The organism is Streptomyces sp. JH14 (genome assembly GCF_029428675.1).
Lineage (GTDB): Bacteria > Actinomycetota > Actinomycetes > Streptomycetales > Streptomycetaceae > Streptomyces.
Map to the genome: position 1 here is coordinate 834,053 of NZ_JAJNEL010000001.1, position 15,127 is coordinate 849,179.

Annotated in this window: 12 protein-coding genes; 4 read left to right on the forward strand and 8 right to left on the reverse strand. The window is 70.2% G+C overall.

Features of this window, described 5'->3' with window-relative positions; all coding sequences use genetic code 11:
• Positions 1-57 precede the first annotated feature (57 nt).
• Positions 58-2,307, forward strand: a complete 2,250-nt coding sequence (locus LRD69_RS03750; protein WP_277325113.1) for an AAA family ATPase — start codon at positions 58-60, stop codon at positions 2,305-2,307.
• A gap of 17 nt (positions 2,308-2,324) precedes the next feature.
• On the opposite strand, the gene rpsD is transcribed toward LRD69_RS03750, so the two are convergent.
• Positions 2,325-2,939 (reverse strand): 30S ribosomal protein S4, encoded by a 615-nt coding sequence (gene rpsD / locus LRD69_RS03755; protein ID WP_277325114.1) that lies wholly within the window; start codon positions 2,937-2,939, stop codon positions 2,325-2,327.
• A 188-nt stretch (positions 2,940-3,127) separates the two neighbouring features.
• Here rpsD and LRD69_RS03760 point away from each other — a divergent pair, with 188 nt between their 5' ends.
• Positions 3,128-3,829: a DUF2470 domain-containing protein gene (locus tag LRD69_RS03760; RefSeq protein ID WP_277325115.1), complete on the forward strand. Its 702-nt coding sequence runs from the start codon at positions 3,128-3,130 to the stop codon at positions 3,827-3,829.
• Positions 3,830-3,846: 17 nt separating this feature from the next.
• Here LRD69_RS03760 and LRD69_RS03765 read toward each other — a convergent pair whose 3' ends face one another.
• The 4 genes from LRD69_RS03765 to LRD69_RS03780 all read right to left on the reverse strand — a co-directional run bounded on the left by LRD69_RS03765 (position 3,847) and on the right by LRD69_RS03780 (position 8,230).
• Complete coding sequence (locus LRD69_RS03765) at positions 3,847-5,229, reverse strand: replication-associated recombination protein A (RefSeq protein ID WP_277325116.1); 1,383 nt, start codon at positions 5,227-5,229, stop codon at positions 3,847-3,849.
• Between the two features lie 66 nt (positions 5,230-5,295).
• Positions 5,296-5,931 (reverse strand): vitamin K epoxide reductase family protein, encoded by a 636-nt coding sequence (locus tag LRD69_RS03770; RefSeq protein WP_277325117.1) that lies wholly within the window; start codon positions 5,929-5,931, stop codon positions 5,296-5,298.
• A 335-nt stretch (positions 5,932-6,266) separates the two neighbouring features.
• Entirely contained in the window at positions 6,267-7,529 is a 1,263-nt protein-coding gene (hisS, locus tag LRD69_RS03775; RefSeq protein WP_277325118.1) for a histidine--tRNA ligase, read from the reverse strand.
• A gap of 14 nt (positions 7,530-7,543) precedes the next feature.
• Positions 7,544-8,230 carry an MBL fold metallo-hydrolase gene (locus LRD69_RS03780; protein ID WP_277325119.1) on the reverse strand — a complete coding sequence of 229 codons (687 nt, stop codon included), beginning with the start codon at positions 8,228-8,230 and terminating at the stop codon, positions 7,544-7,546.
• A gap of 159 nt (positions 8,231-8,389) precedes the next feature.
• Here LRD69_RS03780 and LRD69_RS03785 point away from each other — a divergent pair, with 159 nt between their 5' ends.
• Both LRD69_RS03785 and LRD69_RS03790 read left to right on the forward strand, forming a co-directional pair.
• Entirely contained in the window at positions 8,390-9,181 is a 792-nt protein-coding gene (locus LRD69_RS03785; RefSeq protein ID WP_277325120.1) for a peptidylprolyl isomerase, read from the forward strand.
• Positions 9,182-9,384: 203 nt separating this feature from the next.
• The gene (locus tag LRD69_RS03790) at positions 9,385-10,614 is read left to right on the forward strand and encodes a DUF349 domain-containing protein (protein WP_277325121.1); all 1,230 of its coding nucleotides are present in this window, start codon (positions 9,385-9,387) and stop codon (positions 10,612-10,614) included.
• Between the two features lie 98 nt (positions 10,615-10,712).
• On the opposite strand, the gene LRD69_RS03795 is transcribed toward LRD69_RS03790, so the two are convergent.
• The 3 genes from LRD69_RS03795 to secF form a co-directional block, all read right to left on the reverse strand.
• Positions 10,713-13,283, reverse strand: a complete 2,571-nt coding sequence (locus tag LRD69_RS03795) for a bifunctional (p)ppGpp synthetase/guanosine-3',5'-bis(diphosphate) 3'-pyrophosphohydrolase (protein WP_277325122.1) — start codon at positions 13,281-13,283, stop codon at positions 10,713-10,715.
• Positions 13,284-13,474: 191 nt separating this feature from the next.
• Positions 13,475-14,026, reverse strand: coding sequence for an adenine phosphoribosyltransferase (locus LRD69_RS03800; protein ID WP_277325123.1), 552 nt, complete (start codon positions 14,024-14,026; stop codon positions 13,475-13,477).
• Positions 14,026-15,126 (reverse strand): protein translocase subunit SecF, encoded by a 1,101-nt coding sequence (gene secF / locus LRD69_RS03805; protein WP_277325124.1) that lies wholly within the window; start codon positions 15,124-15,126, stop codon positions 14,026-14,028. The genes LRD69_RS03800 and secF overlap by 1 nt, the downstream gene beginning before the upstream one ends.
• Between the last annotated feature and the right edge of the window lies 1 nt (position 15,127).

Below are 15,127 nucleotides of genomic sequence, written 5' to 3' on the forward strand. Positions count from 1 at the left end.
GGAGTTGCACAAAGGAGATTGTACGGAGAGCTTTCGGGCCAGTACTCTGCGTGTTTCATGCGACGCTCCCAGCGCCCCTGCCCCTCCACCGGCGACTCCCCGGAGGATTCCGCGGACGACTCCCCTCACCATCCGGGCTCCGGCACCACGGCCCGCGGCAATCTCCCGGCGGAACTGAACAGATTCGTGGGGCGCGACGAGGAGCTGGCCGATCTGGGCCGGCTGCTGGCGGAGTCGAGGCTGGTCACCGTGGTCGGGGTGGGCGGCGTCGGAAAGACCCGGTGTGCCACCCGGGCTGCAGCACTTCTGGAGAAACGGTACTGCGACGGGGTCTGGCTGGTGGAGCTGTCCACCGTCCAGGACCCGGGTCTGCTGGAACACTCCATGATCGACGCGCTGGGACTCACGGACCACACCAGCCGCCCGCCCCGCGCGACGCTCCTCGAACATCTCACCGAGCGCCAGCTCCTTCTGGTACTGGACGGTTTCGAGCATCTCGTCGACGCCTGCGCCGAGTTGGTGTGCGCGCTGCTGCGCCGGGCGCCGCGGCTGCGGGTACTGGCCGCCGGACGGCTGCCCCTTGATCTGGACGGCGAGCTCACCTACCCGCTCGCGCCGATGGCCGACGAGGACGCGATGGCGCTGTTCGCGGAGCGGGCCGTGGCGGTGCGGCCGGATTTCCGGCTGACCGAGGAGAACCGCGGACCGGCGCGGGAGCTGTGCCGCCGGCTGGACGGGATCCCGCTCGCGCTGGAGCTGGCCGCCGGACGGCTGCGCGCCCTGTCCACGGAGCAGGTGGTGCAGCGCCTGGACGACCGCTTCCGGCTGCTGACCGGCAGCAGCCGCAGTGCGCTGGCGCGTCATCAGACACTCCGTACGGCCATCGGCTGGAGCCATGAGCTGTGCGCCCCGGAGCAGCGTCTGCTGTGGGCCCGGCTGTCGGTCTTCGCCGGGCAGTTCGACCTGGAGGCCGTCGAGTACGTCTGCAGCGGGCCCGAGTTGCCGGCCGAGTCGGTGCTCGATGTGCTGACCGGGCTGCTGGCGCAGTCCGTGGTCCTGCGCGAGGACTCGGCCGTGGGCACCCGCTACCGGATGCTGGACACGGTGCGCGAGTACGGCGCCGACTGGCTGGCGGCCATCGGCGACACGGACCGGCTGCGGCGCCGGCACCGTGACTGGTACCTGGGGCTCGCCACCTGGTGCGAGCTCGACTGGTTCAGCCCGCGGCAGGGCGAGGTGGCGGCCCGGGCGGAGTGCGAACTGCCCAATCTCCGCCGGGCGATGGAGTGTTCGCTGGACAGCCCGGAAGAGGCCCATCTCGCGCAGTACCTCGCGGGCACCCTCTGGTTCCTGTGGGTCGGCTGCGGGCGCCTCTCGGAGGGGCGGCACTGGCTGAACCACGTCCTGGAGGAGGAGACGCCGTACGAGCCCTCCCGGCTCAAGGCGCTGTGGGTGCTCGGGTACGTGGCGGTGCTGCAGGGGGACCCGATCGGGGCGATCTCCGCGCTGCAGGAGTGCCGGGAGGAGGCGGACCGGACCGGCGACCGGGCGGCCCAGGCGTACGCGGTGCACCGCACGGGCTGTCTGGCCCTCGTCACGGACGACATGGTCCGCGCGGAGGAGCTGCTGCAGGACGCGCTGGACCGCTACCGCGATCTGGGCGAGCTGAACAGCAATGTGCTGATGGCCCAGATCGAACTGGCGATGGCGGTCGGGTTCCGCGGGGACCTGGCGGCCGCGGCGGCGATCTGCGAGGAGGTCAGGGAGGTCTGCGAGGACCGCGGAGAGCGTTGGGCGCTCTCGTACGCGCTCTATGTGCTGGCGTACGCGGAGCTGCAGCAGGGGCGGCCGGACGGTGCCCGGGAACTGCTCAGGGAGTCCTTGGCGATCGGTCACGCCTTCCACGACCTGCTCGGCTCCGTGCTCACGATGGAGCTGCTGGCCCTGGTCACGGTGATCGAGGGGGATGCGGCGGAAGCGGCGGTGCTGCAAGGGGCCGCCGAGCGCATCTGGCCGTCGGTGGGGCTGCCGCTCTTCGGCTCGGCGTACTACGGAAGGCCCCGGGCCGAGTGCGAGGCGCTGGCGCGGCGGGCACTGGGCGACGCACCGTACGAGTCGGGGCGGCTGGCGGGTGCGCGACTTGATCCGGACACGGCGGTGACCAGGGCGCTGGCGAGCCGGCCGGTGGGCCGCCCGGTCGTGCAGGGGCAGCGGCCCGGTCCCGGCCCGGTACCGGGCAGGGACGGCAGAACGCGGAAGCCCGCCGCCTCCCCGACGACGGGGAGGGGCGGGCCTGAGCGCTGGTGAGAGCGGCTACGCCTGGATCAGCGGGCGTAGTACTCGACGACGAGCTGCTCGTCGCAGATCACCGGGATTTCCTTGCGGTTCGGGTCCCGGTCAAGGCGGAAGGCCAGGGCCTTCAGGTTCACCTGCAGGTAGCGCGGGGTCTCGCCGTCGGGGGCGTAACCACCCTCGCGGGCCACCTGGAAGGGGTGCTTGTCGCGGCTGCGCTCGCGGACCGTCACGACGTTGTCGGGACGGACGCGGAAGGACGGCTTGTCGACCTTGCGGCCGTCGACCTCGATGTGGCCGTGGACGACCATCTGGCGGGCCTGGTAGATCGTGCGGGCGATGCCCGAACGCAGGACCAGCGCGTCGAGACGGCGCTCGAGCTCGACGACGAGCGCCTCGCCCGTCTTGCCCTCGGCCTTCTTGGCACGGTCGTAGGCGCGCGCCATCTGGCGCTCGCTGATGTCGTACTGGGCGCGCAGACGCTGCTTCTCGAGCAGACGGACCTTGTAGTCCGAGTTCTGCTTGCGGCCACGGCCGTGCTCGCCCGGCGGGTAGGGGCGGGCCTCGAAGTACTTGACGGCCTTCGGCGTCAGCGCGATGCCGAGCGCACGAGACTTCTTGACCTTGGGACGCGACTGATTAGGCACGTTCTCCAGACCTCCGTTGTGGGTTAGGTTAGGCTCACCTTACTCAAGGAGATCGCATGTCTCGCCCTGGGAACACCACACACGTCACGGACAGCACTGACAGCGTCGACGCCAACGGAGGCGCCGATACGACGGAGGACCGATCAGATCGTGGTCAGCCGCGTCCCAGCGGGCTTGAAAACACTCGGATGCCGTCAGCAGCCGAGCGCACACGAACTCTCGTACAGAGTACCTGTTCGGCGGTGCTGCTCGTCCCCGGGCTCACCACAACCGGTTTCGACCAGCTGGTGCCGCTCGACCGGAGCGTCGGTCCCGAGGGGGATGTGTTCCTCGAATTCCCCGCCGACTCCCCCGCTGTACGGGCCGCGACGCACGCCCAGGACGACGAGCTCACCGCCGTGCTGGAGATCACGGACGTCGCACCGGTCTCCGTGCCGCACCGCATCCGCGGCCGCGGCCGGGTCTCCGGCTGGCTCACCAGCGTACCGGGCATGGCCGGGCCCGGCCGGATGATGCTGCGCCTGGAGACCGGCGAGGCGTACGTCGACGATCTGTGGGGCGCCCAGGACGTCGAGCCGGAGGAGTTCCGGGACGCGGCCGCCGACCCGCTCGTCGCCCACGAGGCGGAGCTGCTGCAGCATCTGCACGCGACGCACGGCGAACAGCTGGCGATGCTCAGCGGCCTGCTGGGCGAGCGGACCGCCGGCGGCTGCGCCGATCACCGGCCCTCCGTCGTGCCGGTCGCGCTCGACCGGCACGGATTGCGGGTGCGCTTCTGCGAGGCCGACGGGAGGTGCTTCGACGCACGCTTCGAGTTCCCCGATCCGGTGCGCGACCTCACCGAGCTGCGCCACGCGATGCACGCTCTCTTCGATGCGGCCGCCCGCTGAACGTACGCCGGCGAGCCCTACGGCTCCGTCGCGCCGTCGGAGCCGTCGCGGTCCTCGCGGCCGAGCCGGTCGCGGACCCGGTCCACCACGTCCGCGTACCGCGCCTCCGCGCCGTAGCGCGTGGGCCGGTAGTAGCGCTTGCCGCGGACCGCGTCCGGGGCGTACTGCTGGGCGGCGATACCGCCGGGGACGTCGTGGGGATAAACGTAGCCCTGGGCATGCCCCAGCTTGGCGGCCCCCTTGTAGTGGCCGTCGCGCAGATGGGCCGGGACCGGGCCCGCGAGGCCGCCCCGCACGTCCGCCTGGGCCGCGGAGATCGCCAGCGTCGCCGCATTGGACTTGGGGGCGAGCGCCAGCGCGATCGTGGCGTGGCTGAGGGTGAGCGCCGCCTCGGGGAAACCGATCATGGCGACGGCCTGCGCGGCGGCGACCGCCGTGGGCAACGCGGTCGGGTCGGCGAGACCGATGTCCTCGCTGGCGGAGATCATCAGCCTGCGGGCGATGAACCGCGGGTCCTCCCCCGCCTCGATCATCCGGGCCAGATAGTGCAGCGCGGCATCCACGTCGGAGCCGCGGATCGACTTGATCAGCGCGCTCGCCACGTCGTAGTGCTGGTCGCCGTCCCGGTCGTACTTCACGGCCGCCCGGTCGACGGTCGCCTCGACCGTGGAGAGGGTGATCTCCTTCTCCTGCGTGGCGAGGGCCGCGCCGGCCGCGGCCTCCAGCGCCGTCAGCGCGCGCCGCGCGTCGCCGCCCGCGATGCGCAGCAGATGCGCCTCCGCGTCCTCGGGGAGGGTGACCGCACCGGCGAGACCGCGCTCGTCGGTCAGGGCGCGGTGCATCAGGGCGCGCAGATCGTCGTCGGTGAGCGATTCGAGGGTCAGGAGCAGCGAGCGCGACAGCAGCGGCGAGATGATCGAGAAGTACGGATTCTCGGTCGTCGCTGCGATCAGCGTCACCCAGCGGTTCTCCACGGCCGGCAGCAGTGAGTCCTGCTGGGCCTTGGAGAAGCGGTGGATCTCGTCGAGGAAGAGGACGGTCTCCTTGCCGTAGCCACCGGTGGCACGGCGGGCGCCCTCGATGACCGCCCGTACCTCCTTGACTCCCGCGGTGATCGCGGAGAGCTCGACGAAGCGCTTGTTGGTGGCCTTGCTGACCACGTACGCCAGCGTCGTCTTGCCGATACCGGGCGGACCCCAGAGGATCACCGAGGACGGACCCGCGGGGCCGCCGCTCCCTTCGCCGACGAGGCGGCGCAGCGGGGAGCCCGGCTTCAGCAGATGCTGCTGACCGACGACCTCGTCGAGGCTACGGGGACGCATCCGGACAGCGAGGGGGCTGCTGGACGGGTCCTTCTCCTGGCGGTCTTCGGCAGCTGCGGTAAAGAGGTCGGGCTCCACGTTTTGAAGCCTATGTCACGGCACTGACAGCAACGCCGGGCCGGTCCCCGCTCCCGGCCCGTGCGGTCAGCTGGTCCAGAAGTCCCACCAGCGGGTCAGGATCAGCATGCCGATGATGCCGACCCAGAGGACCGGCGGCACCCAGTGGAACTCCGTCAGTCCGTTGCGCAGCCAGTTCGGCGCGGGCAGGATCCGGTGCTTGATGTTGTGCGTGGTGACGTAGCAGAACATGAAGATCGTCGCGACCCAGGCCAGGCAGCACCACAGGCAGAGCGAGTTGATGTTGTACAGCGACTGGTACTGGAGCCACGTGCAGAAGCCGACACCGAAGAGCGTGCCCGCGTTGAGGCCGAGCCAGTACCAGCTGCGGAAGCGGGCCCCGGCGAGCAGGGCCATGCCGATACCGATGACCACGGAGTAGGTGGCGAGTCCGAGCATCGGGTTCGGGAAGCCGAAGACGGACGCCTGCGCGCTCTTCATGATGTTGCCGCACGAGACGACGGGGTTGAGGCTGCAGCCCGGGGTGAAGGTGGGGTCCTCGAGCAGCTTGAACTTGTCGATCGTGATGACCCAGGCGGCGAGGAGGCCGGCGGCGCCGGTGATCACCAGCAGCAGCGCGAACGCACGACCGCCGCCGATGGTCCTCTTCCCGCCGACCTCGTCCTGGTCGGATGAGGGGTGGTCAACCGCTGCAGTCGTCATATCGCCGTTCCATCATTGAGTGGCCTGCTGGGCATGGTCATTGTGCCGCACCACCCCATCAGTCATCCGTTCGATGAACATAAAGATGTACCGGCGAAGCGGCGTCCACACGTCCTCCACCCCCGGCCCGGCCCCGGCCGAACGGGGCTGCGCAGGCGTTACGGACGACGATCCGCCGCGCCACGGGCGGCCACCCTTCGCCCCGGCCCCGGCAGACCTTCCCGGCCCGTTCATGCGCAGGGATGAAAGACCGCTCACGAGGTTGACGACACGCGCGACGGAGACGCACGGTGCCCGCCCGGCGGGACCGGGCGGGCACAGGCGCAGACGGTGGATCAGGCCAGCTTCTGCTGGATCTCGGCGACCAGCGCGTCGAGCGCGACCGGCTGCTGCTCGCCCGACTCCATGTCCTTGAGCTGGACCACGCCCTCGGCAAGATCACGCTCGCCTGCGACGACGGTGAAACGCGCGCCGGAACGGTTGGCGCTCTTCATCGCACCCTTGAGACCGCGGCCACCGAACGCGAAGTCCGTGGCGACGCCCAGCCGGCGCAACTCCGTCACCTTGGCGAACAGGACCCGTCGGGCCTCCTCGCCGAGCGGCACCGCGAAGACGCTGGTGGACGCGGGCAGTTCGAGCTCGATGCCCTCGGCCTCCAGCGCGAGCACCGTGCGGTCCACGCCGAGTGCCCAGCCGACCGACGGGAGTGCCGGGCCGCCGATCATCTCGGAGAGGCCGTCGTAGCGGCCGCCGCCGCCGACCGCGGACTGCGAGCCGAGTCCGTCGTGGACGAACTCGAAGGTGGTGCGGGTGTAGTAGTCGAGGCCGCGGACGAGCTTCTCGTCGTCCTCGTACACGACGCCCTCCGCGGTCAGCAGGTCGCGGACCTCCTCGTGGTACGCCTTGCAGGCGTCGCACAGGTAGTCCCGCAGCACCGGTGCGCCCACCAGCTGCTTCTGGACCTCGGGGCGCTTGTCGTCGAGGACCCGCAGCGGGTTGAGCTCGATGCGGCGGCGGGTGTCGTCGTCCAGGTCGAGCTCGCGCAGGAACTCCTGGAGCGCGTCCCGGTAGACGGGGCGGCACTCCTTGTCACCCAGCGAGTTCAGCAGGATCCGGAAGTTCCGCAGGCCCAGGGAGCGGTACGCCTGGTCGGCCAGGATGATCAGCTCGGCGTCCAGCGCCGGGTCCTCGGCACCGATCGCCTCGGCGCCGACCTGCGAGAAGTGCCGGTAGCGGCCCTTCTGCGGGCGCTCGTAGCGGTAGTACGAGCCGGAGTACCAGAGCTTGACCGGCAGGTTGCCGAGCTTGTGCAGGTTGGCTTCCAGCGCGGCGCGCAGCACGGACGCGGTGCCCTCGGGGCGCAGCGCCAGTTCGGAGCCGCCCTTGGTGGTGAGGGTGTACATCTCCTTGCTCACGATGTCGGTGGACTCACCGACCCCGCGCGAGAAGAGCGCGACGTCCTCGAAGCCGGGCGTCTCGATGTAGCCGTAGCCGGAGTTCTTCAGCGGTGCGGCGATCGCCTCGCGCACCGCGAGGTACTTCGCGGAGTCGGGCGGGGTCAGGTCGTACGTGCCCTTGGGGGCCTTGAAGGTGCTCACGGTTCTAACTCTCGTCACATTCCTCGTCGGGGCGCGTCCGCACCCTGCAGATACGGGTTCGAGGCGCGCTCGCGGCCGATGGTCGTCTGGGGGCCGTGGCCGGACAGCACCACGGTCGAGTCGTCGAGCGGCAGGCACACACGCGCCAGCGACTCGAGCAGCTCGGCGTGGTCGCCGCCGGGCAGGTCGGTACGTCCGACGGAGCCGGCGAAGAGCAGGTCGCCCGAGAAGAGGATCTGCGGTACGTCCGCGGCCTCGGGCATCCTGAACGTCACCGACCCCTTGGTATGGCCGGGCGCATGCGCGACACGGAACTCCAGACCGGCCAGCGACAACTGCGCACCGTCGCTCAGCTCCTTGAGGTCGTCCGGCTCCCCCACCGTCAGCTCGCCCATGAGTGGCATCCCGATGGAGCGGCCGAGGGCCTTCTCCGGGTCGCTCATCATGTAACGGTCCTCGGGGTGGATCCAGGCGGGGACGTCGTGCGCGCCGCACACCGGCACGACCGAGGCGACATGGTCGATGTGTCCGTGGGTGAGGACGACGGCGACGGGCTTCAGCCGATGCTTCTTGAGCACGTCCTCGACTCCCTGGGTGGCCTGGTGGCCCGGGTCGATGATGACGCACTCCTCGCCTGCGGCGGGGGCGACCACGTAGCAATTGGTCCCCCAGGCCCCGGCGGGGAACCCGGCAATGAGCACGATCGTCCTTAATGTTCGTCCGGTGGAGGGATGCCGCGGACTGCGTTCGAGAGGGTCGCGGCAGTTCAGAGCCTACCGGCGCTCCTCATTCCACAGCTAACCCATATACGGTACGGGGCAACCCAGGCCCGATCACACGACGTACAAGGAGATCACCCGGTGGTCAGCAGCGATCAGCGGCGGCGGCAGCTCGCCAGGGAGAAGTTCGAGCGGCAGCAGCAGCGCCGGGAGGAGGCCCGCCACAGGACCAGGCGACTCACCGCCGTCATCGCGTCCGCGCTGGCCGTGGTGGTGGCCGGCGGTGCCGCCACGTACGTCTCGCTCAGCGGCGACGACAAGGGCAAGAGCGACGCGGCGGCGAGCGCGGCCCCGTCCGCGTCCCCGTCGCCCTCGGCGAGCGAGAGCAGCGCGCCCGAGCCGGCGATGGAGATCGACAAGAAGGCGAAGTACACGTTCTCTCTGAAGACCAGCCAGGGCGCCATAGCGTTCACGATGGACGCGGCGAAGACCCCGCACACCGCGAACTCGTTCAAGTCGCTCGCGGACAAGGGCTTCTTCGACGGCACGAAGTGTCACCGGCTCACCACGCAGGGCATTTTCGTCCTGCAGTGCGGTGACCCGAAGGGCGACGGCACGGGCGGACCCGGCTACACGATCCCGGACGAGAACCTGACCGCGCTGGGCAAGGCGGGCGCGGACGGCACCGTCACGTACCCGGCGGGCACCGTGGCGATGGCCAACACCGGTCAGCCGCACAGCGGCGGCAGCCAGTTCTTCCTGGTGTACAAGGACAGCAAGCTGCCGCCGACCTACACCCCGTTCGGCACGATGGACGCCGCCTCGCTGAAGGCCGTGAAGGCGGTCGGGACCGCGGGTGTCACCGGCGGTGCGGCCGACGGTGCTCCGAAGAAGGCCGTCACCATCTCGAAGGCGACCGTCGGCAAGGCCTGAGGCGACCGCGGCGGCCGGTCCGGCGTTGCCGGGCCGGCCGCCGGGGCGCGGGCCGGAGAATTCGCCCGCGCTGAGTGCGGACAGCCGGGCGGCCGGTCGCCTAGATTGGCGTTGTGCAGGGCGGGCGCGCAGCCCGCCCCAGGAAACTGTGGACGATGCCAGGGGGGCGAACCCCCTCTCAGGCATCAGGTGGAGGAGGCGCTGTGAGCAGCGACCCGTGGGGCCGCGTCGATGAGACGGGCACCGTGTACGTGCGTACAGCCGATGGCGAGCAGGTCGTCGGATCGTGGCAGGCCGGATCTCCCGAGGAGGCTCTGGCCTACTTCGAGCGCAAGTACGAGGGCATCGTGGTCGAGATCGGCCTCCTCGAACGGCGGGTGAAGACCACCGACCTGTCGGCGAAGGACGCGACGACCGCCATCGGGCATCTGCGTCAGCAGGTCGACGAGCATCACGCCGTCGGTGACCTCGACGCGTTGCGCAAGCGCCTGGACGCGCTGGTCGCGACGGTCGAGTCCCGTCGCGAGGAGCGCAAGGTCCAGAAGGCGAAGCAGACCGACGAGGCGAAGCACGCCAAGGAGGCGCTGGTCGTCGAGGCCGAGGAGCTGGCGCAGAGCGAGCAGTGGCGCTCGGCGGGCGAGCGGCTGCGGGCGCTCGTCGACACGTGGAAGGGCCTGCCGCGGCTCGACCGCAAGTCGGACGACGAGCTGTGGCACCGCTTCTCGCACGCACGCTCGGCCTTCTCCAAGCGGCGCAAGGCCCACTTCGCCTCGCTGGACGCCCAGCGGGAGGACGCCCGCAAGGTCAAGGAAAGGCTGGTCGTCGAGGCCGAGTCGCTCTCCGGTTCCACGGACTGGGGGACGACGGCCGCGCGCTACCGCGATCTGATGACGGAGTGGAAGGCGGCGGGGCGCGCCCAGCGCGAGGCCGAGGACGACCTGTGGAACCGCTTCCGCGGTGCGCAGGACATCTTCTTCGCCGCCCGCAGCGAGGTCTTCGCCGAGCGGGACGCGGAGCAGGGCGAGAACCTCAAGCTGAAGGAAGAGCTCGCGGCCGAGGCCGAGAAGCTGGTGCCGGTGACGGACCTGAAGGCGGCCAGGGCCGCGTTCCGTGCCCTCAACGAGCGCTGGGAGGCCATCGGCCACGTGCCGCGTGACGCCCGCCCGAAGGTCGAGGGGCGGATGCAGGCGGTGGAGCGGGCGCTCCAGGAGGCCGAGGAGTCGGAGTGGCGCCGGACGAACCCTGAGGCGCGTGCGCGTGCCGCGGGTCTCACCGGTCAGCTGCAGGCGGCCGTGGACAAGCTGCGTACGCAGATCGACACGGCGCGCGCCGCGGGCAACAACGCCCGGGCCGACAAGCTGGCCCGTGAGCTGGAAGGCCGTCAGGCGCTGCTGGACCAGGCGCTGAAGGGCCTGGAGGAGTTCGGCGGCTGACTTGGGTCACCGCGTGAAGAAGGGGCTCCTGTACGTGGCGTACAGGAGCCCCTTCCTTGTGCGCACGGTGTGCGTTGCCGCCCCGGTGCGCGTGCGCGTTACGGCCGGCGGGCCGAGGTGACGCGGTAGACGTCGTAGACGCCCTCCACGCCCCGTACGGCCTTCAGGACGTGTCCGAGGTGCTTCGGGTCGCCCATCTCGAAGGTGAAGCGCGAGGTGGCCACCCGGTCGCGCGAGGTCTGCACCGCCGCCGACAGGATGTTGACGTGCTGGTCGGACAGGACGCGCGTGACGTCCGAGAGCAGCCGCGACCGGTCCAGGGCCTCCACCTGGATGGCGACCAGGAAGACCGAGGACTGGGTGGGTGCCCATTCGACCTCGAGGATCCGCTCCGGCTGCTGCGACAGCGAGTCGACGTTGACGCAGTCGGCGCGGTGCACGGAGACACCGCTGCCTCGGGTGACGAACCCGATGATCGGGTCGCCGGGGACGGGTGTGCAGCAGCGGGCCAGCTTGACCCAGACGTCCTCGACGCCCTTGACGACCACACCCGGATCGGCGTTGGAACGCCGCTTGCCGCGGCTGCGGGACGGCGGTGAACTCTCGGCGAGGTCCTCGTTGGCCGCGTCCTCGCCGCCGAGCGCCTGCACCAGCTTCTGCACGACGCCCGCGGCAGCGACATGTCCTTCACCGATCGCCGCGTACAGCGACGAGATGTCGGGGTAGCGCATCTCGTGGGCGAGTGTGACCAGGGAGTCGCCGGTCAAGATCCGCTGGATCGGCAGGTTCTGCTTGCGCATGGCGCGCGCGATGGCGTCCTTGCCCTGCTCGATCGCCTCGTCGCGGCGCTCCTTGGAGAACCAGCCGCGGATCTTGTTCCGGGCGCGCGGCGACTTGACGAAGCCGAGCCAGTCGCGGGACGGTCCGGCGCCGGCCGCCTTGGAGGTGAAGACCTCCACCAGGTCGCCGTTGTCGAGGGTCGATTCGAGCGGTACGAGCCGCCCGTTGACGCGTGCTCCTATGGTCCGGTGGCCGACCTCCGTGTGCACGGCATACGCGAAGTCGACCGGTGTGGCGCCCGCGGGCAGCGCTATGACGTCGCCCTTGGGTGTGAAGACGAAGACCTCGTTGCGCGACAGGTCGAAGCGCAGCGAGTCGAGGAACTCGCTGGGGTCCTCGGTCTCCTTCTGCCAGTCCAGGAGCTGGCGCAGCCACGCCATGTCGTTGACGGTGTCCTGCCGCGCCCCCTTGCCGGGGCTCCTGGGCACGTCGGTGCGCACCTTGGAGGCGCCCGCGACGGCCTCCTGCTTGTACTTCCAGTGCGCGGCGATGCCGTACTCGGCGCGGCGGTGCATGTCGAAGGTACGGATCTGCAGCTCGACGGGCTTGCCGCTGGGACCGATCACCGTGGTGTGCAGCGACTGGTACATGTTGAACTTGGGCATCGCGATGTAGTCCTTGAACCGGCCGGGGACCGGATTCCATCGCGCGTGCACGGTGCCGAGCGCCGCGTAGCAGTCGCGGACGGTGTCGACGAGGACCCTGATGCCCACCAGGTCGTAGATCTCGGCGAAGTCCCGGCCCCGCACGATCATCTTCTGGTAGACGCTGTAGTAGTGCTTCGGGCGTCCGGTGACGGTGGCCTTGATCCGGGCGGACCGCAGATCGGCCTGGACCTCGTCGGTCACTATGGCGAGGTACTCGTCGCGCTTGGGCGCCCGCTCCGCGACGAGGCGGACGATCTCGTCGTACATCTTGGGGTAGAGGATCGCGAAGGCGAGGTCCTCCAGCTCCCACTTGATGGTATTCATGCCCAGGCGGTGGGCCAGGGGCGCATAGATCTCGAGCGTCTCGCGGGCCTTCTTCTCCTGCTTCTCCCGCTTGAGATAACGCATCGTGCGCATGTTGTGCAGCCGGTCGGCGAGCTTGATGACGAGGACCCGGGGGTCCTTGGCCATCGCGACGACCATCTTGCGTACGGTCTCGGCCTGCGCGGCCTCGCCGAACTTGACCTTGTCGAGCTTGGTGACACCGTCGACGAGCAGGGCCACCTGGTCGCCGAAGTCGCGGCGCAGTGTGTCCAGGCCGTACTCGGTGTCCTCGACCGTGTCGTGCAGCAGCCCCGCCATCAGCGTCGCCGGGTCCATGCCGAGCTCGGCGAGGATCGTCGTGACGGCCAGGGGGTGGGTGATGTACGGGTCGCCGCTCTTGCGCTTCTGGCCACGGTGCCAGCGCTCGGCGACCTGGTAGGCACGCTCGATCTGGCGCAGGGTGGCGGTCTCGATCTTCGGGTCGTTGCTGCGGACGGCCCGCAGCAGCGGTTCGAGCACCGGGTTGTACGGGCTGGAGCGCTGCACTCCGAGGCGGGCGAGTCTGGCCCGTACCCGGTTGGAGGAACCGCCCGAACGCGCCACGGCGCCGGCCGGGGCCACCGGCCTGGCGACGGGCTTGGCCGGGGGCTTCTCGGCGGCCGGCGACGGGGCGGCGGGGGCAGGCCTGCCGACGGCCCCGTTCGCCTTGATGGGCGCCTGCGCCGGGCCACTGACGGGTTCGGGGGGCGGGGGCTTCGGCTTCTCCTTCGCCACGGGCTGCTTCTTCTCGGGCGTGGCTGGGACCGCCGCGGGCTTGTCGGGCTGCGGGGCGGCGACTGGCTGGGCCTCGTCTGGCAAGAGCACTCCTCGTGCGGATCCGGACACCCGGAAAGGCCATGGTATCGACCCTGCGGCCGGACCTCCCCCGGGGACGGTGGGACCCGTCACAACGCGGGACGGGCACCCGGCTGTTCCCGGGTGCCCGTCCTGTGTGAGCAGGTGTGCCGTCCGCGTACGGACCATTACGGTCCGTACGCCGGGGGCGGCGCTCAGATCGTGATCAGAGCCTCCAGCGGGACACCGCCGAGCCCTTCCTCGAGCCGGGCGCGGCCGCCGAGGAAGCCGAGCTCCATGAGCACGGCGACCCCCGCGACCTGGGCACCGGCCCTCCGGATCAGCTCCAGCGAGGCCCCGGCGGTGCCGCCGGTGGCGAGGACGTCGTCGATGACCATGACCCGGTCGTCGGGGACGAGGTCCTCGGCGTGGATCTCGATCTCCGCGGTGCCGTACTCGAGCTCGTACGCCTGGCTGAGCGTGGCTCCGGGGAGCTTCCCGGCCTTGCGGACGGGTACGAAGCCGAGCCCCGCCCGCACCGCGACCGGCGCGGCCAGGATGAAGCCACGCGCCTCCAGACCGACGATCTTCGTGGCGCCGTGCCGGACGCACAGCTCCGCCAGGGCGTCCGTCAGGGCCGTGAACGCGACCGGGTCCGCGAGCAGCGGGGTGATGTCCTTGAACATCACGCCCGGCTTCGGGTAGTCCGCCACGTCACGGATGCGGCTGAGCAGCAGTTCCCTGATGCTCTCGGTGGTGCTGGTCATCAACGCTTCCCCGGAGTCCGGCCGTGGCCCCTGGGCTGCTGGCGCTGGCCGACCACCGCAGCGGCGGGTGCGGCGTCCGCGGGGACGTCGTCGTCGTGCGACTGCTCGTCCTCGGCGGACTCGCCCTTGGCGGCGGCTGCCGCGCGCTTGGCGAGGATCCGCTTCTTCAGGGCCTTCATCTGCGGCTCGCGTTCCTTGAGGTCGGCGACCAGCGGGGTGGCGATGAAGATCGAGGAGTACGCACCGGCCGCGAGGCCGACGAACAGCGACAGCGAGATGTCGTTCAGCATGCCGGCGCCGAGGACACCGCCACCGATGAACAGCAGGCCGGCGACCGGCAGCAGCGCCACGACGGTGGTGTTGATGGAACGGACCAGGGTGCCGTTGATCGACCGGTTGGCGATCTCGCTGTACGTCCAGCGGGTCTGCTTGGTGATCCCCTTCGTGCCCTCCTTGAGGCTGTCGAAGACGACGACCGTGTCGTACAGGGAGTAACCGAGGATCGTCAGCAGACCGATCACGGTGCCCGGGGTGACCTCGAAGCCGACCAGGGCGTAGATACCCACCGTGATCGTGATGTCGTGGATCAGGGCGACCAGGGCCGCGATCGCCATGCGCCACTCGAACGCGATGGCCAGGTAGATCACCACGAGGATCATGAAGACGCCGAGGCCGGTCCAGGCCTTGTTGGCGATCTGCTCACCCCAGCTGGGGCCGACCAGGTCGGCGGCGATCTTCTCCTCGGGGACCCCGAGGTCCTCGGAGAGCTGCGCCTTGATCTGGTCGGACTTGGCGGTGTCCACCTCGCTGATCTGAATGCGCAGGCCGCCGTTGCCGAGCTTCTGGACGATCGCCTGGTGACCGGAGGCGGACGCCGCGTCCTCCTCCGCCTGGGCGATGGAGACGCTGGTCTTCGGCGTGGTGAAGACCGCGCCGCCCTTGAACTCGATGCCCATGTTGAGGCCGCTGACCGCCAGGCCGAGGATGGCCGTGATGGTGATCAGGATCGAGACGCCGTACCAGATCTTGCGCTTGCCGATGAAGTCGTAACCGACCTCGCCGCGGTAGAGCCGGGCGCCGAGACTGCCGAGTCGCGACATC

Coding starts and splice junctions, on each gene's coding strand:
- LRD69_RS03760 (WP_277325115.1), top strand. CDS start 3,128: ATGCCGTCAGCAGCCGAGCGCACACGAACTCTCGTACAGAGTACCTGT.
- LRD69_RS03750 (WP_277325113.1), top strand. CDS start 58: ATGCGACGCTCCCAGCGCCCCTGCCCCTCCACCGGCGACTCCCCGGAG.
- LRD69_RS03770 (WP_277325117.1), bottom strand. CDS start 5,931: ATGACGACTGCAGCGGTTGACCACCCCTCATCCGACCAGGACGAGGTC.
- secF (WP_277325124.1), bottom strand. CDS start 15,126: ATGTCGCGACTCGGCAGTCTCGGCGCCCGGCTCTACCGCGGCGAGGTC.
- LRD69_RS03800 (WP_277325123.1), bottom strand. CDS start 14,026: ATGACCAGCACCACCGAGAGCATCAGGGAACTGCTGCTCAGCCGCATC.